General features: G+C 63.8%; 23 protein-coding genes. 6 read left to right on the forward strand and 17 right to left on the reverse strand.

Going from position 1 to position 21,225, the window contains the following annotated elements; all coding sequences use genetic code 11:
• Positions 1-78: 78 nt before the first annotated feature.
• Positions 79-438: a nucleotide pyrophosphohydrolase gene (locus ABC383_RS24305; protein ID WP_413018028.1), complete on the forward strand. Its 360-nt coding sequence runs from the start codon at positions 79-81 to the stop codon at positions 436-438.
• 73 nt (positions 439-511) lie between these two features.
• On the opposite strand, the gene ABC383_RS24310 is transcribed toward ABC383_RS24305, so the two are convergent.
• Positions 512-2,218 (reverse strand): methyl-accepting chemotaxis protein, encoded by a 1,707-nt coding sequence (locus tag ABC383_RS24310; protein ID WP_413018030.1) that lies wholly within the window; start codon positions 2,216-2,218, stop codon positions 512-514.
• 775 nt (positions 2,219-2,993) lie between these two features.
• Here ABC383_RS24310 and ABC383_RS24315 point away from each other — a divergent pair.
• Together ABC383_RS24315 and ABC383_RS24320 are read left to right on the forward strand one after the other, a co-directional pair.
• On the forward strand, positions 2,994-3,194 hold the full coding sequence (locus ABC383_RS24315) for a hypothetical protein (protein WP_413018031.1): 201 nt from the start codon (positions 2,994-2,996) through the stop codon (positions 3,192-3,194).
• 2 nt (positions 3,195-3,196) lie between these two features.
• The gene (locus ABC383_RS24320) at positions 3,197-3,466 is read left to right on the forward strand and encodes a hypothetical protein (RefSeq protein WP_413018033.1); all 270 of its coding nucleotides are present in this window, start codon (positions 3,197-3,199) and stop codon (positions 3,464-3,466) included.
• Between the two features lie 227 nt (positions 3,467-3,693).
• On the opposite strand, the gene ABC383_RS24325 is transcribed toward ABC383_RS24320, so the two are convergent.
• The 4 genes from ABC383_RS24325 to ABC383_RS24340 all read right to left on the reverse strand — a co-directional run bounded on the left by ABC383_RS24325 (position 3,694) and on the right by ABC383_RS24340 (position 5,540).
• Entirely contained in the window at positions 3,694-4,167 is a 474-nt protein-coding gene (locus tag ABC383_RS24325; RefSeq protein ID WP_413018035.1) for an RES family NAD+ phosphorylase, read from the reverse strand.
• Complete coding sequence (parS, locus tag ABC383_RS24330; RefSeq protein ID WP_413018036.1) at positions 4,164-4,691, reverse strand: type II RES/Xre toxin-antitoxin system antitoxin; 528 nt, start codon at positions 4,689-4,691, stop codon at positions 4,164-4,166. The genes ABC383_RS24325 and parS overlap by 4 nt, the downstream gene beginning before the upstream one ends.
• A gap of 167 nt (positions 4,692-4,858) precedes the next feature.
• Positions 4,859-5,326, reverse strand: a complete 468-nt coding sequence (locus ABC383_RS24335; RefSeq protein WP_413018037.1) for a MarR family winged helix-turn-helix transcriptional regulator — start codon at positions 5,324-5,326, stop codon at positions 4,859-4,861.
• Positions 5,327-5,342: 16 nt separating this feature from the next.
• Entirely contained in the window at positions 5,343-5,540 is a 198-nt protein-coding gene (locus tag ABC383_RS24340; RefSeq protein ID WP_413018039.1) for a hypothetical protein, read from the reverse strand.
• Between ABC383_RS24340 and ABC383_RS24345 the strand changes: the two genes are divergently transcribed.
• Entirely contained in the window at positions 5,539-6,549 is a 1,011-nt protein-coding gene (locus ABC383_RS24345) for a Bug family tripartite tricarboxylate transporter substrate binding protein (RefSeq protein WP_413018040.1), read from the forward strand. The two genes, ABC383_RS24340 and ABC383_RS24345, sit on opposite strands and share 2 nt — an antisense overlap.
• Positions 6,550-6,700: 151 nt before the next feature.
• Here the strand turns inward: ABC383_RS24345 and ABC383_RS24350 are convergent, their stop codons facing one another.
• From ABC383_RS24350 to ABC383_RS24395, 10 genes are all read right to left on the reverse strand, one after another.
• Positions 6,701-8,083: an MFS transporter gene (locus tag ABC383_RS24350; RefSeq protein WP_413018042.1), complete on the reverse strand. Its 1,383-nt coding sequence runs from the start codon at positions 8,081-8,083 to the stop codon at positions 6,701-6,703.
• Between the two features lie 48 nt (positions 8,084-8,131).
• Positions 8,132-8,986, reverse strand: coding sequence for a 3-oxoadipate:acetyl-CoA acetyltransferase (locus ABC383_RS24355; RefSeq protein ID WP_413018044.1), 855 nt, complete (start codon positions 8,984-8,986; stop codon positions 8,132-8,134).
• A gap of 92 nt (positions 8,987-9,078) precedes the next feature.
• Positions 9,079-10,317, reverse strand: a complete 1,239-nt coding sequence (locus ABC383_RS24360; protein WP_413018046.1) for a benzoate/H(+) symporter BenE family transporter — start codon at positions 10,315-10,317, stop codon at positions 9,079-9,081.
• A gap of 42 nt (positions 10,318-10,359) precedes the next feature.
• On the reverse strand, positions 10,360-11,142 hold the full coding sequence (locus tag ABC383_RS24365) for a 1,6-dihydroxycyclohexa-2,4-diene-1-carboxylate dehydrogenase (protein ID WP_413018048.1): 783 nt from the start codon (positions 11,140-11,142) through the stop codon (positions 10,360-10,362).
• Between the two features lie 62 nt (positions 11,143-11,204).
• Complete coding sequence (benC, locus tag ABC383_RS24370; protein WP_413018050.1) at positions 11,205-12,221, reverse strand: benzoate 1,2-dioxygenase electron transfer component BenC; 1,017 nt, start codon at positions 12,219-12,221, stop codon at positions 11,205-11,207.
• Between the two features lie 61 nt (positions 12,222-12,282).
• Positions 12,283-12,777 (reverse strand): benzoate 1,2-dioxygenase small subunit, encoded by a 495-nt coding sequence (gene benB / locus ABC383_RS24375; protein ID WP_413018052.1) that lies wholly within the window; start codon positions 12,775-12,777, stop codon positions 12,283-12,285.
• Positions 12,774-14,138, reverse strand: coding sequence for a benzoate 1,2-dioxygenase large subunit (gene benA / locus ABC383_RS24380; RefSeq protein WP_413018054.1), 1,365 nt, complete (start codon positions 14,136-14,138; stop codon positions 12,774-12,776). The genes benB and benA overlap by 4 nt, the downstream gene beginning before the upstream one ends.
• 28 nt (positions 14,139-14,166) lie before the next feature.
• Positions 14,167-15,087 (reverse strand): catechol 1,2-dioxygenase, encoded by a 921-nt coding sequence (catA, locus tag ABC383_RS24385; protein ID WP_413018056.1) that lies wholly within the window; start codon positions 15,085-15,087, stop codon positions 14,167-14,169.
• A gap of 56 nt (positions 15,088-15,143) precedes the next feature.
• Complete coding sequence (catC, locus tag ABC383_RS24390) at positions 15,144-15,434, reverse strand: muconolactone Delta-isomerase (RefSeq protein ID WP_413018058.1); 291 nt, start codon at positions 15,432-15,434, stop codon at positions 15,144-15,146.
• Positions 15,435-15,458: 24 nt separating this feature from the next.
• The gene (locus ABC383_RS24395) at positions 15,459-16,568 is read right to left on the reverse strand and encodes a muconate/chloromuconate family cycloisomerase (protein WP_413018060.1); all 1,110 of its coding nucleotides are present in this window, start codon (positions 16,566-16,568) and stop codon (positions 15,459-15,461) included.
• A gap of 108 nt (positions 16,569-16,676) precedes the next feature.
• Between ABC383_RS24395 and ABC383_RS24400 the strand changes: the two genes are divergently transcribed.
• Complete coding sequence (locus tag ABC383_RS24400; RefSeq protein WP_413018062.1) at positions 16,677-17,597, forward strand: LysR family transcriptional regulator; 921 nt, start codon at positions 16,677-16,679, stop codon at positions 17,595-17,597.
• A 20-nt stretch (positions 17,598-17,617) separates the two neighbouring features.
• On the opposite strand, the gene ABC383_RS24405 is transcribed toward ABC383_RS24400, so the two are convergent.
• Positions 17,618-18,943 carry an amidohydrolase gene (locus tag ABC383_RS24405; RefSeq protein WP_413018064.1) on the reverse strand — a complete coding sequence of 442 codons (1,326 nt, stop codon included), beginning with the start codon at positions 18,941-18,943 and terminating at the stop codon, positions 17,618-17,620.
• A gap of 136 nt (positions 18,944-19,079) precedes the next feature.
• Between ABC383_RS24405 and ABC383_RS24410 the strand changes: the two genes are divergently transcribed.
• Positions 19,080-19,979, forward strand: a complete 900-nt coding sequence (locus ABC383_RS24410) for a LysR family transcriptional regulator (RefSeq protein WP_413018066.1) — start codon at positions 19,080-19,082, stop codon at positions 19,977-19,979.
• A gap of 51 nt (positions 19,980-20,030) precedes the next feature.
• Here ABC383_RS24410 and ABC383_RS24415 read toward each other — a convergent pair whose 3' ends face one another.
• Complete coding sequence (locus tag ABC383_RS24415) at positions 20,031-21,125, reverse strand: AI-2E family transporter (RefSeq protein ID WP_413018067.1); 1,095 nt, start codon at positions 21,123-21,125, stop codon at positions 20,031-20,033.
• Between the last annotated feature and the right edge of the window lie 100 nt (positions 21,126-21,225).

A 21,225-nucleotide genomic window follows, 5' to 3' on the forward strand; every position in this document is an offset into this window, starting at 1 on the left:
GTTCGAGCAGACGTTCTGCCGCTGAGGCAGCTGCCCGCCGGTTGGGCCGGCGCAGGCGGCGGATTACCGAGTGCGGAAATGATGAAATTACTTGAGACGCAGCGCCTGGAAGAGGCGCTACTGCAGTTCGCCCGTGACCGCGACTGGGAGCAGTACCACGCGCCACGCAACCTGCTGATGGCGCTGGTGGGCGAGGTCGGCGAACTGGCGGAGATCTTCCAATGGCTGACCGATGCGCAGGCCGCCGAGGCGATGCAGCAGCCGGATACTGCCCGGCATATCGGAGAGGAAATGGCCGATGTGATGATGTACCTGGTCAGGCTGGCAAGCGTGCTGGGCATCGACCTGGACGCGGCGGTGCGCGACAAGCTGGTGTCCAATGCGAAGAAGTATCCGCCCCTGGCGCAGCAGGGTCCGGACATGCACGCCAAACCATAACGCGGCAGGGCCGCCGGCGCCGCTGCCGCAGGTGGTCACCAGGCAGCTCGGACAGCCTGCCCGCTGGTGGGCATCAGAACTCTTCCCAGTCCCCGCCCGACGCTGCCGGCGTCGTCTTCTGGCCCGAGCGTGCCGCCGGGGCCGCGACGTCTTTGCCCGCAGGCGTTCCGCCGCGTATGGCCTGCACCGCCCTGGCCGGCAGCACTGGCTGGGCCTTGGCCGGCGCAGCGGCGCTCGTCACGCGGAACTCGCTGACTGCGCGCGACAAATGGCGTGACTGGTCGTGCATGGACTGCGACGCCGCCGCTGCCTCCTCCACCAGCGCGGCATTCTGCTGCGTGACCTGGTCCATCTGCGTGATCGCCTGATTCACCTGCTCGATGCCGGCGGTCTGCTCGCTGCTGGCAGCGCTGATTTCGGCAACGATGTCGGTCACGCGCCGGATGCTGGAGACGACGTCTTCCATCGTCCGGCCAGCCTGGTCGACCAATGCGCTTCCGGTTTCCACCTTGGCGACCGAGTCGCCGATCAGGTCCTTGATTTCCTTTGCGGCGGCGGCCGAACGCTGCGCCAGGCTGCGCACCTCCGTGGCCACGACCGCGAAGCCGCGTCCCTGCTCGCCGGCGCGGGCCGCTTCCACGGCGGCGTTCAATGCGAGGATATTGGTCTGGAAAGCGATGCCGTCGATCACCGCAATGATGTCGACGATCTTTTTCGACGACGCGTCGATGGCGCTCATGGTGTCAACAACCTGGGACACCATGTCGCCGCCCTTGGCTGCCACGTCTACTGCCGTCATGGCCAGCTGGTTGGCCTGGCGTGCATTGTCCGCGTTTTGCCTTACGGTCGACGTCAGTTCTTCCATCGACGATGCGGTCTCTTCCAGCGACGAGGCCTGCTGCTCGGTACGCGCCGACAGGTCCTGGTTGCCGGTCGCGATTTCGGAAGAGGATGTGGCGATCGCTTCGGTACCGGTGCGTATCTCGCCGACGATGCGCAGCAGATTGGCGTTCATCTCGCGCAGCGCCTGCTGCAGTTGGCCGATCTCGTCAGTGGACTTGACGTCGATCTGCCCGGTCAGGTCGCCATCGGCCACACGGCGGGCAGCCGCCACAGCGTCATGGATGGGGCGGGTGATGCTACGGGTCAGCCAGGCGGCGATGACGACGCCCAGCGCAACGCACAGCAGCGCCAGCAGCGCGACGCGGTTGCGGCTCCTTTCACGCAGGTCCTTGATCTCGCTCCTGAGCTCATCGAGGAGCGAGCGCTGCATGGCGAGAAACTCCGCGACGGTGGCCTGGTAAGTTTCAGCAGCTGGGAGATAGGTGCCTTCAAGCAGAGCCTTGGACTCCTCCAGCTTGCCCTCCACTTTCAGCTTGATGACTACGTCCCGGCTGCTCAGGTAGGTCTTGCGCACCTCCATCGCCTTGGCATAGGCCTGCTTCTCGCGCTCCGTCGTCAGCGCGGGCTCCAGCTGCTTGACGATTTCAGCAGTGCTCTTGGTGGTCTCCTCGGCGTTCTTCGCAAAGAATGGCGCAAGCGTGGTATCGGTGCTCTTGGCGATGGCGGAAGTGCGGGTGACGGCGATATCGATGTTGCGGCGCCAGTCGCTGGCAAGCCGTTCTTTCTTCACCGGCTGGTCCATCATCATTTCGGCGGCGTCGGCCACGGCATTCAGGTTCGTGATGCCAACGGCAGTAATGACGATGGCGAGCGCCAGCACCGCCGCGAAGCCGAGCGCCAGGCGGCTGCCGATGCGCAGGTTGGATAGAAAATTCATGACTCTTTTTTCCGGTAGTTGATGGTCAGGGTGTCCAAAAGGACCCTTTAGGCTACGTCTTTCGTCATTTATCTCCGGGACTGAATAGCAAAACAGCAACGCAATGAAAATAAAGAGTGATGCTGCCGGGTTGTCATATGGCATCGGCGCGGCTTGTCAAACGGAAATCCGGTTACGAAGCGCAGCGCAAGGCTGCTCACGCAAGATGAGCCGAAGATTGCCCGCCCGTTCGCTTCCGGTAGTCATGCGTGTCCAATCGTGCCAATGCAGGAGGTCGAAGCGCCGCCGACCTGTTAAAGGTAAGGGCTCCCGTTGCATTTCATGCATGACACGGTTTCCGATGTCATTTTTGCTTTGCGCTTCCTGCTGTCCTCACTGTCTGCGGCCAAAAAACAGTCGCCTGCAGCCTGTCGGTTGGGGCGCAACACTTCCGTGCCAGCGCACCGTCATTCGATAAGCCCTTGCCGCTTTCCGTCGTCATGGCTGCAGCGAGCATTCGGCCAATTCGGGCCGCCTGTACGCTGTCATGCTTCTGGCAGGCACCGTAGCCGACCGCATGCGGCGCTGCATCTTGCATGCGGCCGGCCCTGCCAACGTTCATCACTCGCCCCGCGGCATGACAGGGTCCAGCCGTGCTGGCACGCTCTCTGCAACACCCTGTCAGGCATGAGCGTTCCAGGAAAGTAAACAGCTTGCGGCAAGGCCTAGCGCCTTATGACGGCCTCGTATTGCCTGGCGCAACACACCTTCCATTTTCGACAGTAATGAGGCTGCAATGAACCGACGCGACATCTTTCAGCGCAAGGCCTATGCGACATACCGCATGCACCTCGCGGCGCGAAGAGCCATCCTGGCAAGCACACCGGCAGAACAAGACAGGGCACGTGTCTGGGAAGCGGTCTGGGGCGTCGCGAGCGGCATCCGCCGGTTCAAGCTGGGCAATGGCGGCGGGCAAGCCAGGCAGCGCAAGGCCTAGCCATGTTCCGTTCACCCCGGGTGCGCCACGCCCTTCCCTTTGTCCTCTATGCGCTGGTGGTATGGCTGCTGTTGCTGCTGATTGCCGCGTGCCTGGCGCCGCAGGACGCAAGCTGGCTGCCGGCGGCATTGTGGAAGTATTTCCCCCGTCCGACACCCTACGCTGCTCGCATCCTCGGCACCGCCACCGTGGCATTGCTGCGGACAGTGCGCGCACAGCTTGCGGGCCGGGCGGCTCCTCTAGCCATCGCGAAAGACCTGTCAGCGGCCTGACGGCTGCTGGATGATGTGCTGATGCCGCCTGCCCGCCGTCGGCTACGCGCTGCTGGCCGAGGACCTCGACGGGGATGCGTCCGCCGACGCGGCCGTGGATGTGGAGCGGCCCGAAACGGGCAGCATGCGCAATCTTGCCTTTTTCAAGGACCGCGACAGCTACTGGATCGAGATCATCCGGGCGAATCTGCTGAAGCAGCTCGGCCAGTGCCGACCGATGCGAGCATTCAATCAGCAGCGGAAAACGTCATCATGCGGGCATCGAAGCTGAAGTCACGCACGATGTCCAGCTTTACATCGTCGTAAGCCGGATGCCGCGGGTTGATCAGGGCATTGGTCGACTCCGGGATGATGGCCGATGGCAGCAAGAGCAGCAGCTGCCCGGCGGCGTCCAGCCACTTGCGTCCGAATTCCTGCGCGCTTCCCGGTGCGGGCAACTGCGCCCAGTCGGCCGGGAGTTCGCCGAGGCCGGGCCGCAGCCATAAACCTTCGTCATCCGGCACATCGATCGATACCAGCACCAGCGGCGGATGCGCTGCACCGGTCAGGTGGACGAATTTTTCCAGCGCGCAGATTTCTATCGTGGCGCCGGCATACATCACCGGATAGCCGGGCGGATTCCAGCGGCCGCCATAGAGGCGCGCGCCATCGCAGCGCTTGTCCAGCGCCCATTTCCGGGTAGTGATGCGCCACAGCCTCAAGCCACGCCGCCTGTCGCGATCGCGTTGAGCACCTGGCGCACGGCCACCGCGCCAGGCTCGGTATCCATCAGTTCCAGCGGCGCGATATCGCCCAGGGCCCGGTTGGGCTGGCGCATCCACTGGATGGCGGCGCCTTCATCCTCCAGAACCTCGATCGCCATGCGCGTGACGGTGCCCATCCGGTAGACCCGCTCGGTGGCCGCCGCATCGATCTTTGCCTCATTCTTCTCCAGCCGGCTGGCGGTCGAAGCGGGCACATGGGCAATGTTCTGGATGCGGGCATCGGGAACGCCGAAAAAGCTGCTTGCCGATTTCAGGATGCGCGCCGGGTAGCCTTCCCGGATCGACCGCACGGCCTCGATACCCGACAGCGGCGCGCCGAACAGGATATCGACGAACATCTTCGGATCGGACCGCCTGGGCGCCGCGATGCCGGCATGGGACCGGGTGCCCATCTTGCGGGGAGCTTTGGCAGCCGCGCCAGGTCCACGGCGCGTACCGGACAGATCAGATTGGCTTTTCACGAAAACCTCCATTTGGTTTTTTATGATACACCAAATGGTGAATTTGAGCGTTTCTGCAATGGTCAAGACGACTGTTTTGAAGCGCTTTTCACTATGCCCCAAATCCTTGGCTGGGCGCCAAGGATGCACGAAAAGGATTCCAGGCCCGTTTCCCCAGGCACGGCTGGCTACTCGGTCGGAGCCCGGCTGTGCACATTGTTCTTCTCGACCAGCAGCTGCAGCATGCGGATGAATTCCTTCTTCTCGGCGGCGGACAGGGGCTTGAGCAGGCGGGCCTGCGTGGACAGCACCGAAGGCTGCGCCGCTTCCAGCATGGCGATGCCAGCGGCGGTAATTGCCACCTGCCGCGCGCGCCGGTCGACGGTGGACACCTGCCGCTCCACCAGGCCACGCGCTTCGAGACGGTCGATCACGCCGCCGATGGTGGATGGGTCGAAGCCGATGCGCGCCGCGAGCGTGCGCTGGTCCAGCCCGGGCTCGCGCCAGGCGGTATGCAGCGCGGCATACTGGATCGGCGTGAGATTCAATGCCTGCGTCTCTTCCATGAAAAGGCCAACGGCAATCTGCTGAAGGCGGCGGATGTAGTGGCCAGGCAGTTCCGCCAGTTCGAATGGCGCGGTGGATGACTTCTTCATAACGGTGCTCGCAAGTTCATTGACATGAATAAAACGCGTGCTTATTATTGTTCGCAAAAAGATATTTGTACATATCATATGCATGCTTAGCATCTGAGGCGAAGCGCACTGGAGACATCGATGAAGCAATGTTTTCCCTCATCACGGGGAAAGGCATGGTGCGTGGCGCTGGGTTCAACCATCTTCCATCATCATCAAGCCAAGGAATGTCCATGAAACTCTCCCACGCCCCTACGCTTTCCCGCTCATCGCGGCGCATCGTCCTGAGCCTGGCCGCGCCCATGCTGACCCTGCTGGCAGGCAATGCCGCCGCCGACGCAGCCTTTCCCAACAAGCCGGTGAATGTCGTCACGCCTTTCGCGGTGGGCAGCGGGCCGGACGCCGTCCTGCGCCAGGTGACGGACAAGCTGGCCAAGCTGTGGAACCAGCCCATCGTCGTCAACAACAAGCCCGGCGCCGGCGGCTTTCTCGCGTTCGAGGCGACGCAGCGGGCCAAGCCCGATGGCTACACGCTGTTGCAGGTCGACAGCGAACACCTGGCGGCGGTGCCCTATCTCTACAAGTCGCGCAACTTCAAGACGCTGGAAGTCTACGATCCGGTCGCCACCCTGTTCCGCACGCCCTTCCTGGTCAGCGTCTCCACCACGTCGCCATGGAAGAACATGAAGGACCTGGTCGATGCCGCCAAGACTGCGCCGGGCAAGGTCAATTACGGCTCGTGGGGCATAGGCAGTCCCGGCCACCTCGGCGGCGAAGCGCTGGAACTGATGACCAACACGCAGATGTCGCATGTGCCCTACCGCGAAGTGTCGCAGCTGTATGGTTCGGTCGCGTCTGGCGATGTGCAATGGGCATTCGCCTCCATCCCTTCCAGCCAGGGCGTGTACAAGGCCGGCAAGATCCGTTATCTCGCCGTAGCCGCGCCCAAGCGCATCGCGCAGATGCCCGACGTGCCGACGGTGGGCGAGGCAGGCGGCCCGGCCGGGCTGGATGTGAACTCCTTCGTCGTGCTCGTGGCGCCCAAGGGCTTGCCAGCCGACGTGAAAGCAAAGATCAATGCGGACGTGCAGAAGGTGCTGAACGACCCCGAGATCAAGGCCCGCTTCGACAATTTTGCATTCGAGACCCTGAACTGGTCGCCTGAAGAGATCCGCCGCAATGCCGATGCCAAGGCCAAGATCTATTCCGAGCTGATCAGCCGCAAGAACTTAAGCTTAGAGTAACCCGCCCGGAGTCATTTGCCGACTGCAGGCTCGTGCAGGCGCCCGGGCAGACGGCGCTTCGAACGACTCACGACACGTCAGCCCCTTTTGGCAGCATCAAAAAGGCGACGGCAGCCACATGTGCTGCCGTCGCCCTCTTGCCTAGAGCCTCCTACTTCGACGTCGCGACCTGGTCCAACGATCCGAACGATGGGCCGCCCGCTGCCTCTTCGGCCGCTGCCTGCTGCGCCGATGCCGAGCGCTTATGGTCGATCAGCAGGACTGCCACCGTGGCAATCACCGCCGGAATCGCAATGGCCATGAAGTTCTGTTCCAGCGGCAGCGCCATGCCGACCAGCGTGCCGATCACGATAGGCGCCAGGATCGCGCCGCTGCGGCCAACGCCGGACGCCCAGCCGATGCCGGTGGAACGCACCGCCATCGGATAGAACTGGCCGGCATAGGCATAGGTCACGATCTGGGTGCCGATGGTCGACGCGCCAGCCAGGCCAACCAGCAGGAACAGCATGCCGGGCGGCACCTTGTAGCCCAGCAGGGTGATGGACACCGCAGCCAGCGCATACATGCCGACCAGCACATACTTGATGTGAAAGCGGTCGGCCAGCCAGCCGCCGCCGACCGCGCCGATCACGGCGCCAAAGTTCAGCACCAGCACGAAGGTCAGCGCCGAGCCCAGGCTGTAGCCGGCGCTGGCCATCAGCTTGGCCAGCCATGAGCTGAGCGCGTACACCATGAACAGGCACATGAAGAAGGCCACCCAGAACATCACCGTGCTGAAGCCGCGGCCGTCCTGGAACAATTTACCGATCGGCACGCCTTCGGCCTTGTCCTCGGCAGGCAGCGCGAAGCGGTCGTCCGCGTGCGCCCCGTAGCCTGGCGACAGGCGGGAAACGATGTCCTTCAGTTCCCCCAGCCGATTGGTCTTGATCAGAAAGGGCATGGATTCCGGCATGGACTTCAGCATGAAGGGAATCATCACCACCGGCAGGCCGGCGGCCAGAAAGACCGACGACCAGCCATAGGCTTCGATCAGCCCCTTGCCGATCAGCGCGGCCAGCATGCCGCCGACGGCATAGCCGCTGAACATCAGCGTGACCATGGTCGCGCGGATCTTCCTGGGCGAGTATTCCGTCATCTGCGCCACCACATTGGGCATCACTCCGCCGATGCCCAGGCCGGCCATGAAACGCAGCGCGCTGAACACATACGGGTCGTTCGTCAGCCCGGCCGCCGCGGTGAACACGCTGAACAGCGCAATGCAGATGGCAATGGCCTTGCGCCGGCCGATCCGGTCGGCGATGGTGCCGAGGAAGATGGCGCCGAACATCATGCCGAACAGCGCAGAACTGACCATGAAGCCGGCATTCTGGGCAGTGACGCCCATTTCCTTCATGATGGATGGCAGCGCTATGCCCGCAACGGCAAGGTCATAGCCGTCGCAGATGATGATCAGGGCGCACCACAGCAGGATGGTGGCATGGAAGCGGTTGAAGCTCGCCTCGTCGGACAGCTTGTGCACGTCGATTTGTCGCATGGTGTCGTCTCACTCTTTGTATCGTTGTTGGAAATCGGTTGTTCGGCTTCAGGCAGCAGCCGCGCCGACTACGCTGCAAGAAGGCAAGCCCAGCAGTCGCCTGGCTTCTTCGGGCGTGGCAGGCCGGGCATCATGTTTTTCGCAGAGGCTGGCAGCAATCCTGACCAGCTCGGCATTGCTCGACGCCAGCCGGTCGCGGTCGATGCGCACGTTGTCTTCCAGCCCGGTGCGTACGGCGTCGCCCTGGCGCTTCAGTACCCACTCGATCACTTCGCTCTGATGACGGCCTATGCCGGCAGCGGTCCAGGTCGCATTCGGCGCGACCCGTTTCAGCACCGACAGCAGCAGGTCCAGCAGATATTCGTCCACCGGCAGCGCGTTTTTGATGCCCATCACGAACTGCACATGAGGCCGGTCGTTGATCAGGCCTGCATCCATCAGGCGCCGCATGCCGTACAGGTGCGACAGGTCGAAGATCTCGATCTCGGGCAGGATGCGGTGCTGCTGCATGCTGGCAGCCAGCTGGTCAACCAGCGCCGGCGCATTCTCGTAGATGATGGTGGGGAAGTTCACCGTGCCGGTGGCCAGCGATGCCATCTCGGGGCCGTGGTGCAGGGCCGCGCCGCGCGCCGCCTGGTCGCGGCCGCGGCCGCCGGTGGAAAATTGCACGATCATCCCGGGGCAATGCTTGCGTATGCCTTCCAGCACACGGGCAAACAGCGCCGGGTCCGACGATGAACTCTCGTCCGGATTCCTCACATGCAGATGCACCAGCGTGGCCCCGGCTTCGAAGGCTTCATGCGTCGACTCGATCTGCTCGGCGACCGTGACGGGCACGGCCGGGTTGTCTTTCTTGCGGGGCACCGAGCCGGTGATGGCAACGGCGATGACGACGGGTCTCATGGGAAATCTCCTTCTGTTCATGGAATGAAATGAAATGGGTCAAGGTCGTGCACGGCCGCAGGCCATGCAGCGCCGTTACCTCGCTGTTGCGGTCACTCTTTCTGTTGCGCCTGCGGTAGCGCGGCGGCCACGCGCCTGCCGCCTTTCCGTTCCTCCGGCTCCTGCACCACGGAAGGCCGGCGATGCAGCACCGCATACGCCAGCAGGCCAATGACGATGCCCCAGAATGCGGAACCCAGGCCCAGCAGCGTCATGCCGGAGGCCGTGGCAAGGAAGGTAATCAGCGACGCCTCGCGGTGGTCGTCCGCTGCCACCACGCCGGCCAGGTTGCTGCCAATGGCGCCCAAAAGCGCCAGGCCGGCAAGGGTGGCCACGAGTTCCCTGGGCAGCGAAGCGAACAGCAGCACGATGGTGCCGCCGAACATGCCGCCGAGCAGGTAGAACAGGCCATTGGCAATGCCCGCCACGTAGCGCCGCGCAGGGTCTTCATGGGCATCGCGGCCGGTGCAGATGGCCGCCGTGATCGACGCGATGGCAATCGTGATGCCGCCTGAGAATGCAACCAGCAGCGATGCCAGGCTGTTGGCCACCAGGATCGGCCGCACCGGGCTCTGATAGCCAGCGCCCTTCAACACCGCCATGCCCGGCAGATATTGCCCCGCCAGCGTGGTCAGCACCAGCGGCAATGCCAGGCTGAACGTGCTGCTCCAGGACCATGCCGGCGAAATGATTTGCGGGGTTACCAGCGAAAGGCGCACCGTCGAGAGATGGGTATTGCCGGTCAGGATGGCCAGCGCCAGCCCCGCCACCAGCAGCAGCACGATGCAGTAGCGCGGAAAGTAGCGCTTCAGCAGCAGATAGATCGCAATCATGCCGCAGCTCAGCAGCGGCAGCGAGCCGACCGCCTTGAACGCGTTGACGCCGAACTGGAACAGGATGCCGGCCATCATGCCCGAGGCGATGCCCCTGGGTATGCGCGCCATCAGCCGGTCGAAATAGCCGGACAGGCCGATCAGCAGCAGGATCGCCGCCGCCGTGATGTAGGCGCCGACCGCTTCATTGACCGACAGACCCGGAAACAGCGTGATCAGCAGCGCGGTGCCCGGCGCGGACCATGCCGTGATCACCGGGACCCGCAGCTTCCAGCTCAGGAAGATGCCCGACGCCGCGGCGCCGATTGAAATGCCCCATACCCACGAGGCAAACACTTCATTGGACATCTGCGCCGCCTGCGCTGCCTGGTAGAAGATCACCAGCGGCCCGGAATAGGACACCAGCACCGCCAGGAAGCCGGCCGCGACGGCGGATATGGACCAGTCGGATGCGCGCATCAGCTTGTCTCCCTTATCTTGTCAGGTCGCTCGATGGCCTGATCAGCCCTGGTCGCCGCCGCCCACCGGCAACACCGTGCCGGTAATGTAGGACGCCTCGTCGGATGCGAGAAAAAGGATGGCGCCGACCTGCTCGTCGATGCTGCCGTAGCGGTGCATCAGGCTGCTGGCGATCGTCTGGTCGATGATGCCCTGGTACCAGACCTCTTCCTGAGGCGTCATCTTCGACGTGTTGCGCGGCACCTTGCGCGGCGGCGCCTCGGTGCCGCCGGTAGCGACCGCATTGACGCGGATGCCGTCCGCAGCATGTTCGAATGCCAGGCTGGCCGTCATCGCATTGACCCCGCCCTTGGCGGCCGCATACGGAATGCGGTAGATGCTGCGGGTGGCAATCGAGGACACATTGACGATGGCGCCACGCTTTTTCGCTATCATCGACGGCAGCACCGCGCGGCAGCACCACAGCGTGGGAAACAGCGAGCGCCGGATTTCCGCCTCGATCTGGTCTTCCTGGTATTCCTGATAGGGCTTGGCCCAGATGGTGCCGCCGACATTGTTGATCAGCATGTCGACATGGCCATGCGCATCGAGTGCGGCCTGCACCACCGACTGCGCGCCGGCATAGGTCTCGAGGTCGGCCAGCACGGTGACTGGCGCGGCATTTTCGCGCCCCGCTTCGGCCGCGACTTCATGCACCAGTTCCGAGCGATCGGCCAGCACCAGCAGCGCGCCCTCTTCCGCCGCCCGCAGGGCCACGCCGCGGCCTATGCCCTGCGCCGCGCCTGTGACGATCATTACCTTGTTCTCAAAACGCTTGGTTTGCATGCTTGGGTCTCCGGATAACAGGGTGAAGGACAAGGGCAAATGCCATGTCCCCTGGACAGCGTTCAGGGATTGCTGGCCGAGAATTTTTCGTAATGGAAGCTGGCCGGCTTCTGGCCCGATGCATCCAGCCAGTGCCTGACCGCCTCCACCATCGCGACCGGGCCGCACAGGTAGATGTCGACGTCGCCGCCGTTGAGCCAGTCGGCATCGACATGCTCGGTCACATAGCCCTTGCGCGGATGACGGCTGTCCTTGTCCACCACGCAGGTGCGGTACTCAAAGCCGGGCAGCTTCGCCCTGATCGCATCGAGCTGTTCCAGTGCCACCAGGTCGGCATCGAAGGTCACGCCGAAGACCATGCGCACCGGCTGACTGCAGCCTTCGGCCGCCAGGGTTTCCAGCATCGACAGGAAAGGCGCGATGCCAGTGCCGCCAGCCAGCAGCAGCGCTGGACGCGTGACTTCACGCAGGTAAAAGCTGCCGAAGGGGCCGGTAAAGCCGATGCGCTGCCCGACTTTGGCTTCCTCGACCAGGAAATTGCTCATGCGTCCGCCAGGCACGTTGCGCACCACGAAGGCGGCGTCGTTGGCGCCGGGCGGCGAGCTGAAGGAGTAGGAACGGGTCAGCGCGGTGCCAGGTATCTCGACATTCACATACTGGCCGGGCAGGAAGCCGATGCCGTCCGCCTGGTCCAGCCTGATGGAAAAGGCAATGGTGGAATCGGACAGCCTCTCCACCGAGGTGATCTCGCCTTCATGCCGCGCCACGCCGGTCTTGCAGGCAGCCGACGAGGCCGGCACCTGGATCACGCAGTCCGAGCGCGGCCGGGTCTGGCAGGCCAGAATCACGCGCTGCGCCGCTTCCTCGGCGGTCAGCGCATCCTCGATATAGCTCGACTCGGGCAGGTCATAGTCGCCGGCCTCGCAGGCGCAGCGGCAGGTGCCGCAGGCGCCGTCGCGGCAGTCGAGCGGGATGTTGATCTTCTGCCGGTAGGCGGCGTCGGACACGGTTTCATTGGCTGCGCAGTCGATGAAGCGGGTCACGCCGTCCTCGAACTGCAGGGCTATCTTAAAAGTCATGACGGTCTCCTGCCCTGCTTCCGGAGGGCAAAGTCTGTTCGTTCAACAGGAATGCGATGAACTAGATGTGGTAGATGTCGATCACCTGATTGATGTAGTCATTCTTCAGGACCACATACTTGTTCAGGATCTTCGGCGCTTCGCCATTGAAGTCGATCACGTAGCGCGACATGCCAAAGTGGCTGTAGTTGGCCTTGTAGCGATGGCTCAGGGTGTGCCAGTTGAAGCGCACCGTGCACACGCCCTTGTCCTCGCTTTCGACTTCCACGTTGCTGATGTTGTGGCTGGTGCGGGTGCTGGGCATGGTGGCGCTGGAGCGCTCCGTCTTGATGCGGAACACCCGGTCCTCCAGGCCCTGCCGGCTCGGATAGTAGATCAGCGAGATCTCGTGCTGCGGATCGTCGATCAGGGTATCGTCGTCATCCCAGGAAGGCATCCAGAACACCGCTTCCGGGTGGTAGCAGGTCAGCCATTCATCCCACTGCTCGTCGTCCAGCAGGCGCGACTCGCGGTACAGGAAGTCGCAGATCCGGGACTTGTCCACGCTGGCGCTCATTGCTCTCCTCCTTCGGCGCGCAGCGCCTTCTTCATTTCATCCAGCCAGTAACGGTGCTGCACCGTGTACAGGCCTTCGTCCTCGGTTTTCACGCCGCTCATTACCGGCTTCAGGCCGATCGCCCGGGCCGCATCGTCGGCGCCTTCGATCCAGTGCTTGGCGCCGCGCGACATGTCATTCCATTCCAGCGCGCGTCCGGCATAGCCTTCCTGGCAGGCGCGGAATTCTTCCAGGTCGTCGGGCGTCGCCATGCCGCTGACGTTGAAGAAGTCTTCGTACTGACGGATGCGGCGGGCACGGGCCTCGTCCGACTCGCCCTTGGGCGCGATGCAGTAGATGGTGACCTCGGTCTTGTTCACCGAGATCGGCCGCAGCAGCCGGATCTGCGAGCCGAACTGGTCCATCAGGTACACGTTCGGGTAGAGGCAGAGGTTGCGCGAATGCTGGATCATCCAGTCGGCGGTGGCTTCGCCCGACCGTGCTGCGTATTCGTCGCGGCGTGAGAAATTGGGCCGGTCTTCCGGGTTGGCCCACTTGGTCCACAGCAGAAGGTGGCCATGCTTGAAGGCATAGAAACCGCCGCCCTGCTGGCCCCACTTGCCGGCGTCCATCGCGCGGATCTTGTCTCCCGCGTTGGCCGCCTTGCGCTGGTTGGTAGTGGCCGCATAGTTCCAGTGCACCGCCGAGACGTGATAGCCATCGGCGCCATTCTCCGCCTGCAGCTTCCAGTTGCCCTCGAAGGTATAGGTGGACGAGCCGCGCAGCACTTCCAGGCCGTCGGTGGACTGGTCGACGATCATGTCGATGATCCTGGCCGCCTCGCCGAGAAACTCGGTCAGCGGCAGCACGTCATCGTTCAGGCTGCCGAACAGGAAGCCGCGGTAGGACTCGAAGCGCGCCACCTTCTTCAGGTCATGCGAGCCCTCCTTGTTGAAGCAGTCCGGATAGCCGGCGCCTTCCGGGTCCTTCACCTTCAGCAGCTTGCCGCTGTTGTTGAAGGTCCAGCCGTGGAACGGGCAGGTGTAGGTCGCCTTGTTGCCGCGCTTGTGGCGGCACAGGGTGGCGCCGCGATGGCTGCAGGCATTGATGAAGGCATTCAGCTGGCCCTGGCGATTACGGGCGATCACTACCGGCTGGCGGCCGATATGGGTCGTGTAATAGTCATTGTTGTTGGGAATCTGGCTTTCATGCGCCAGGTAGATCCAGTTGCCTTCGAAGATGTGCTTCATCTCCAGCTCGAACAGCGCTTCATCGGTGAAGGCGCTGCGATGCAGGCGATGGTCGCCTGTCTGGTGATCTTCGACCAGAAAGTCGTCCATGCTCCTGACGGTCTCGGTACGGTCGGGATAGATCGGAATCATCCTGTTCTCCTCAGTCTCTCAGGGCGTCTCAGGCAGCGGCGCGGCTGCGTTCCACTTCGGCGGCCGGCGCATTGGGCTTGTCGGCCAGCAGGCGGAAATCGAAGTCGATGCTGGCAAACGGCTTGTCCACTTCGCGGCGATTGATTTCCTTCTGATCGGTGACATGCGTCACGGCCGGCACCAGGCCTTCGCGGCTGGCGAAGGCGAAGTCGTCCCACAGGTACTGGTCGCCATCGATATTGATCTGGGTGGTCAGCTTGCGGTGGCCGGATGCGGTCACGAAGAAGTGGATGTGCGCAGGGCGGCGGCCATGGCGGCCCAGCTTGTCGAGCAGCTGCTGGGTGGAGCCGTCCGGCGGGCAGCCATAGCCCATCGGCACGATGCTGCGGAACTGGTAGCGGCCATTGTCATCGGTGACGATGGTGCGGCGCAGGTTGAACGGCGACTGGCTCTTGTCGAAGAAGGAGTAGTTACCCATCAGGTTCGCATGCCAGACTTCCACCATGGCATTCGGCACCGGCTTGCCATCGGCGCCATAGACCGTGCCCTGCATGAACAGCGGCTCGGCATCCTTTTCCTCGGTGCCGTCGTCGAGGCGCGCAAAGCCGTGCGACACCGGCGCCCCGGCCACGTAGAGCGGGCCTTCGATGGTGCGCGGCGTGCCGCCGGTCAGGCCGGCGCGGGCTTCGGCTTCGTCGGCGCGGATGTCAAGGAAACGCTCCAGGCCGAGGCCGGGGGCAAGCAGGCCCAGCTCATGGCGGGCGCCGGCTTCGGAAAGGAATTCGATGCCTTTCCAGACCTCGCTGGGCTGCAGGTCGAGGTCTTCGATGGCCTTGAACAGGTCGCCGATCAGGCGCACCACGACCTGCTGCACGCGGGTGTCGACCGGGCCCTTGGCGGTGTCGACGATGAAGTTCTGGACCAGCTTGTCGATGTCGGAATGTTGCATGGTGGTTCTCCTCTTGGAATGGATAAAGATGTGTGCTGCCGGGTAAAGAGCGGAAATCAGCGGTCGTCGGCGCGGACCGAGGACGGATGGCGCAACAGCGCCATGACATCGATCTGCATGAAGGGAAACAGCGGCAGGGATGACAGCACGGCGTGCAATTCATCGTTGTCCCGGACATCGAAGATGCTGATGTTCGAGTACTGCCCGGCGATGCGCCACAGGTGGCGCCAGGTGCCGGCCCGTTGCAGTTCTTCAGCGCGCGCCTTTTCGACGCGCTTCAATTCAGCCGCCTTTTCCTCGGGCATGTCATGAGGCAGGCGGACATCCATACGAACGTGGAACAGCATGATGGGATTCTCCAGTGGGGTTGATCAGCGGCGGCGCAATGCGCCAAGCCTGTCCATGTCGACCTGTATGCCCAGGCCGGGGCCGGATGGCACCTGCAGCATGAAGTCGCGGTAGACCAGCGGTTCGGCCAGAATCTCCTGCGTCAGCAGCAAGGGGCCGAACAGCTCGGTGCCAAAAGACAGGTCATTGAAGGTGGCGAAAAGATGGGCCGAGGCCGCCGTGCCGACCGCGCCTTCGAGCATGGTGCCGCCATACAGGCCGATGCCGGCCAGCTGCGCGATGTCGGCCACCAGCCGGGCCGGCACCAGGCCGCCGGACTGTGCGATCTTGATCGCAAACACGCCCGCGGCCTGATCATTGGCCAGCGCCAGCGCGCTGTGCGGTCCCTTTAAAGCCTCGTCGGCCATCATCGGCACACGGAAGCGGCGTGACAGCCTCGTGAGCGCGCCGGCCGGTTCGGCCTGCACCGGCTGTTCGATCAAATCGATGCCGCCGGCTTCCAGGGCTGCGATGCCGTTGACCGCATCCAGTTCGGACCAGGCCATGTTGACGTCCACCCGCACGCTGGCCGCGTCGCCCAGCGCCTTCTTGATCGCCAGCACGTGGCGCACATCCTCGGCCACGCCTTTGGCGCCGATCTTGAGCTTGAAGATGCAGTGGCGGCGCTGTTCCAGCATCGCCTCCGCTTCCGCAATATCCTTCCTGGTGTCGCCGGATGCCAGGGTCCATGCGACCGGCAGCGCATCGCGCAGGCGGCCGCCGAGCAGCTCGCTGACGGGCACGCCCAGGCGCTTGCCCTGCGCATCCATCAGCGCGGTCTCGATCGCGCACTTGGCAAAGCGGTTGCCCTGTATGGTCTTGCGCACCCTGGCCATGCAGGCGGCGACATTGCGGCCGTCCATGCCGACCAGCAGCGGCGCGATATGGGTGTCGATATTGGCCTTGATGCTTTCCGGGCTTTCCTCGCCGTAGTTCAGACCGCCGATCGTGGTGGCTTCGCCCCATCCCTCCACGCCATCCTGGCAGCGGATGCGCACCAGCACGAGGGTTTGCGACTGCATCGTTGCGACCGACAGCTTGTGGGCGCGTACGGTGGGAATGTCGGCGAGTATGGTTTCAATTGCTTGGATCATGGTAGTCAGGTATAACCCGGTGAATTGCTGATATACGCAGAATAGATAGGCGTTATAAGCGCGTCCAACACTGATTTAGTATCCTTTCCATACCTGAAAGGTATTCCCATGGAATTACGCCACCTGCGCTATTTCGTGGCCGTCGCGGAAGAACGCAACTTCACGCGCGCCGCCGAAAGACTGCACATCGCCCAGCCGCCATTGAGCCGCCAGATCCAGCAGCTCGAGGAAATCATCGGCGTGGCATTGCTGGTGCGTGGCGCCCGGCCGCTTGAGCTGACCGAAGCCGGCCGCTTTTTCTATGGCCATGCGGTGCAGCTGCTGGCGCAGGGCGCGGAAGTCATTTCAATGACGCGCCGCATCGGCAATATCGAGCGGAAATTTTCCATCGGTTTCGTCGGCTCCACGCTTTTTGGCTTTCTGCCAGAGGTCGTGCGCCGATTCAAGGCGGCGCACCCGACCACGGAAGTGACGCTCCAGGAAATGACGACGATGGAGCAGATCGCCGCCCTGAAGCAGGGCCAGATCGACGTCGGCATCGGCCGCATCCGGCATGAAGACCCGAACATCCGGCGCATCCTGCTGCGCGAGGAAGCGCTGGTGGCGGCGCTGCCGATGGGCCATCCGCTGAGCTACCTGGACCGCGGCCTGTACCTGCGTGAACTCGTCAATGACAAGATGATCGTGTTTCCCAAGGCGCCGCGGCCGAGCTTTGCCGACCAGATCCTGGCCGCTTTCCATGACCGCGGGCTGGAGCCGGCCGATACCCTGGAGGTTCGGGAGCTGCAGGTTGCGCTGGGACTGGTGGCAGCCGGCATGGGCGTCACGGTGGTACCGAAAAGCGTGCTCGGACTGCGCCGCAATGATGTCTGCTACAAGGAAATGGACGAGCCTCGCCTGAGCTCGCCCATCATCATGAGCCTGCGCGCCCTCGACAAGTCCGAGGACCTCAAATCGATGCTGGCGCTGATCTACGAGCTATACCGATCGGAAGGCGTGCCGCATACCCAGGAGTCTCTCGAAGCCTAGCCTCGCAGGGGCCGGGGTGTTCAGTCGCCGTTCAGATAGTCCAGCGTCAGCGCCGCCATCGTGCGCACGCCCACCGTCAGCGCTGCCTCATCGATCGCAAAGGACGGCGAATGATTGGGCGCGGCGCTGGCCGTGTCCTTCTTCGGATCGGTGGCGCCCAGGAAGAAGAACATGCCGGGCACCTTGCTCTGGTACTCGGAAAAGTCTTCCGATGCGCTCAGCTTGGACGCCAGCACCGCGCGTCCCTGCGTGGCCTGCGCCAGCGTGGGCAGCATTCTCGCCGTCAGCCTTTCATCATTGATCGTTGCCGCATAGCCGGGATCCTGGAACCGCAGTTCCGCCTTTGCGCCGCTGGCCTGGGCAATGGCTTGCGCGGTGGTGCGCATGCGCTTCTGGATGTCGGCACGCATCGCGTTGTCGAAGGCCCTGACCGTCCCGCGCAGCTCGACCTTCTCCGGAATGATGTTTTCCCGGTTACCGCCCTGGATCATGCCGATCGACACCACCGCAGGCTCCTTCGACAGGTCGAGCTGGCGGCTCACGATGGTCTGCATTCCCAGCACTATCTGCGAGGCCGTGACGATCGGGTCGACCCCATTCCACGGGAAGCCGCCATGGGTCTGCTTGCCGGTGACCGTCATCTCGAAGGTGTCGCCCGACGCAAGGATGGCGCCGGGCCGGTAAGCCACGGTGCCCACATGGAAGCCCGGCATCAGGTGCAGGCCGAACACGGCGTCGACCTTGGGATTTTCCAGCACGCCCGCATCGACCATGGCGCGCGCGCCGATGTGCTCGCCCTCATGCTTCGGCGCCTCGGACGCGCCCTCCTCGGCCGGCTGGAAAATGAACTTGACCGTGCCTGGCAGCTGATCCCGCATGCCCGCCAGTACTTCCGCGGTGGCCATCAGGATGGCGGTGTGTCCGTCGTGGCCGCAGGCATGCATCACGTCCACTTCCTTGCCCATGTGGCGGCCCTTGGCCCTGGATGCGAACGGCAGGTCCACGGTTTCCCTGACCGGCAGCGCATCCATGTCGGCGCGCAGCGCCAGCACCTTGCCGGGCTTGCTTCCTTTCAGCACCCCAACGACGCCCGTGCCGCCGACACCGGTACGCACGTCCAGGCCCAGCTTCTGCAGGTGCTCGGCGACCAGCGCGGCGGTGCGGTGCTCCTGATTCGACAGTTCGGGATGCTGATGTATGTCGCGCCGCCAGGCAATCGTCCTGGCTTCCATGGCCGCCGCGCGGGACTGGATTTCCTTCAGCAACCCGCTTTCGACGGCATGGACGGGCGTGACGGCTCCAGGAAAGGAGCATGCCAGGATAAGTAGCAGGGGTTTGATGCGCATCTCGTGTGTCTCCGTGATTGTCGTTGTCGTTAATGGCTGCCAGCAGCGAGCCGAGCCTTGATGCGACAACGATACGAGATGCGTTACTATGCGTCCAATGCATTATTTTACCGAAAATGATTACAAGAGGTAATCGATGGATCTGCATCACCTGCGCTACCTGGTCGCGCTGGCGGAACACCAGTCGTTCCGCAAGGCGGCCGATGCTCTGCACCTGACACAGCCGGCGCTGAGCCGCAGCCTGCAGGCGCTTGAGGAGGATCTGGGCGTCAGGCTGGTCGACCGGATTGGAAAGCGCAGCACATTGACGGCCTACGGCAGCCAGGTGGTGCAGAGCGCACGGCGCATCCTGTCGGAGACGGCCGAATTGCGGCGTGGCGTCACGCTGATGAGGCAGGGCGACCTGGGGACGATACGGATCGGCTTCGGTCCGACCGCCGCGGCCATCCTGATGACGCCCTTCCTGAGCCAGATGGCGGCCCGGCATCCGAAAGTGCAGGTCAATGTCGCGCGCGGCTCGGTTGAGTTGCTCACACAGGCGCTGCGCAGCGAAGCGGTGGACATCATTGCGGTCGACCTGCGCGCACTTGCGGTAGCGGCGGATCTGCGGATCGACCCGCTTGCGCCATTGCGCGGCGGCTTCCTTTGCCGATCCGGCCATCCCCTGCTCGACCAGCCAGACATCACGCTCTCGATGCTGCGCCAGTTCCCGGTGATGTCCACGCCCCTGAGCCGGGAAATCGGCCGGGACCTGGTGCTCCAGCTGGGGCCGGAAGCCGACCCCGAGCAGCTGATGACCATCAATAGCGAAGACATCCATGGCCTGCTGGACATCGTCGAAGCCACCGAGGCGGTGTTCTTTGGCATCTTCCGCTGCGCCAGGTCCCGCATCGAGGAAGGCCGCATTACCGAGATGCATGTCCAGCCGCATGCGGAACGCGTTGGACGGTACGCTCTGGTCACCCTGAGTGGGCGCAGCGAATTGCCTGCGGCGGCGCTCTTCCGGGAGTTCGCGCACGCGCTGTTCCGTGAATGAGAAAACGGTTGAAAGCCGGTAGGACGCGGTGCTGCCTGCTATCCGATGGAATCAGGCAAGGTCGCTGCGCGCCTTTTCTTGCGCGTCGGCCAGCTGTCCGCTGTCCAGCGTGCGCTGCGGCTCTCGCCAGAGGGTGACGAACAGCATCATGATCACCGGGCCAATGAACAGGCCGATCAGCCCCATGGCTTCGAGGCCGCCCAGAATGCCGAACAGCACCGCCAGGAAAGGCATGCGCGTGGCATCGCCGATCAGCCGGGGACGGATGAAATGGTCGGCCACGAATACCACGACCATGCCCCAGGCGGCGACCCCGACTGCACCGGCCACATGGCCGCTCACGAACAGCAGCGCAGCAGCGGACAGGAAGGCCAGCGGCGCGCCGAACGGGATCACGGCCAGCACCGCGGTCAATGCGCCCCAGGTGGCAGCCGATGGCAGGCCGGCAATCAGGTAAGCGATGCCGATCAGCACGCCCTCCCCGATGCCTACCAGCACCAGGCCGTTCACCGTGGCCCGTATGGAATGTGGAATGCTGCCCGCATACCGATGCCAGCGCGCCGCGCCCAGCCAGCGCTGGGCGATCACATTGAATTGCTGGTACAGCCCAGGTCCGTCCCTGTAGAGGAAAAACAGCGACAGCAGCGCAAAGCCGAATTCGACCAGGCGGTGGATCAGCTGGCCGCCCAACTGCTTTGCCGTCTCGCCGGCGAGCAGCAGCCTGCCCGGCTGGCCGCCGGAGAGCAGGTGCGCCAGTCCATGCGGCTGCGCCAGGGTGGCCACCCACCAGCTGTGCAGGTAGGGTCCGGCAAAGGGAATGCGCGCCAGCACAGGCGGCGCCTCGATGCCGTGCGCGCTGGCGTCGGTGAGCAGGCGGGCCAGCGCCGGCGCCTGCTGCGCAGCCTCGGCCAGCGCCCACAGTGCAGGCAGCAGGAACACCGCGGTGACCAGCAAGGTGCTCAGCAGTGCCGCCGCCGTGCGCCGGTTCCCGGTATGGGCGCGGATGCGCCGATGCAGCGGCCAGGAAGCGATGGCCAGAATCGCGGCCCACAGCAGCGACACGAAGAATGGCCGCGCAATCCATGCGGTCAATGCGACGATGACCAGTGTGAAGACGGCATTCTGGATGCGCTGTACGGAAGGCATTGGTTCGGAGTGACCGGCAATAAGCACCACAGTATGACGGCGTCCCGTGCGTCACAGTGCGCTACCATACCGTCAACAAATCTTTCCACTGCCACAGTAA

The organism is Noviherbaspirillum phoenicis (assembly GCF_047237965.1).
In the GTDB taxonomy this organism is placed as follows: Bacteria; Pseudomonadota; Gammaproteobacteria; order Burkholderiales; family Burkholderiaceae_D; genus Noviherbaspirillum_A.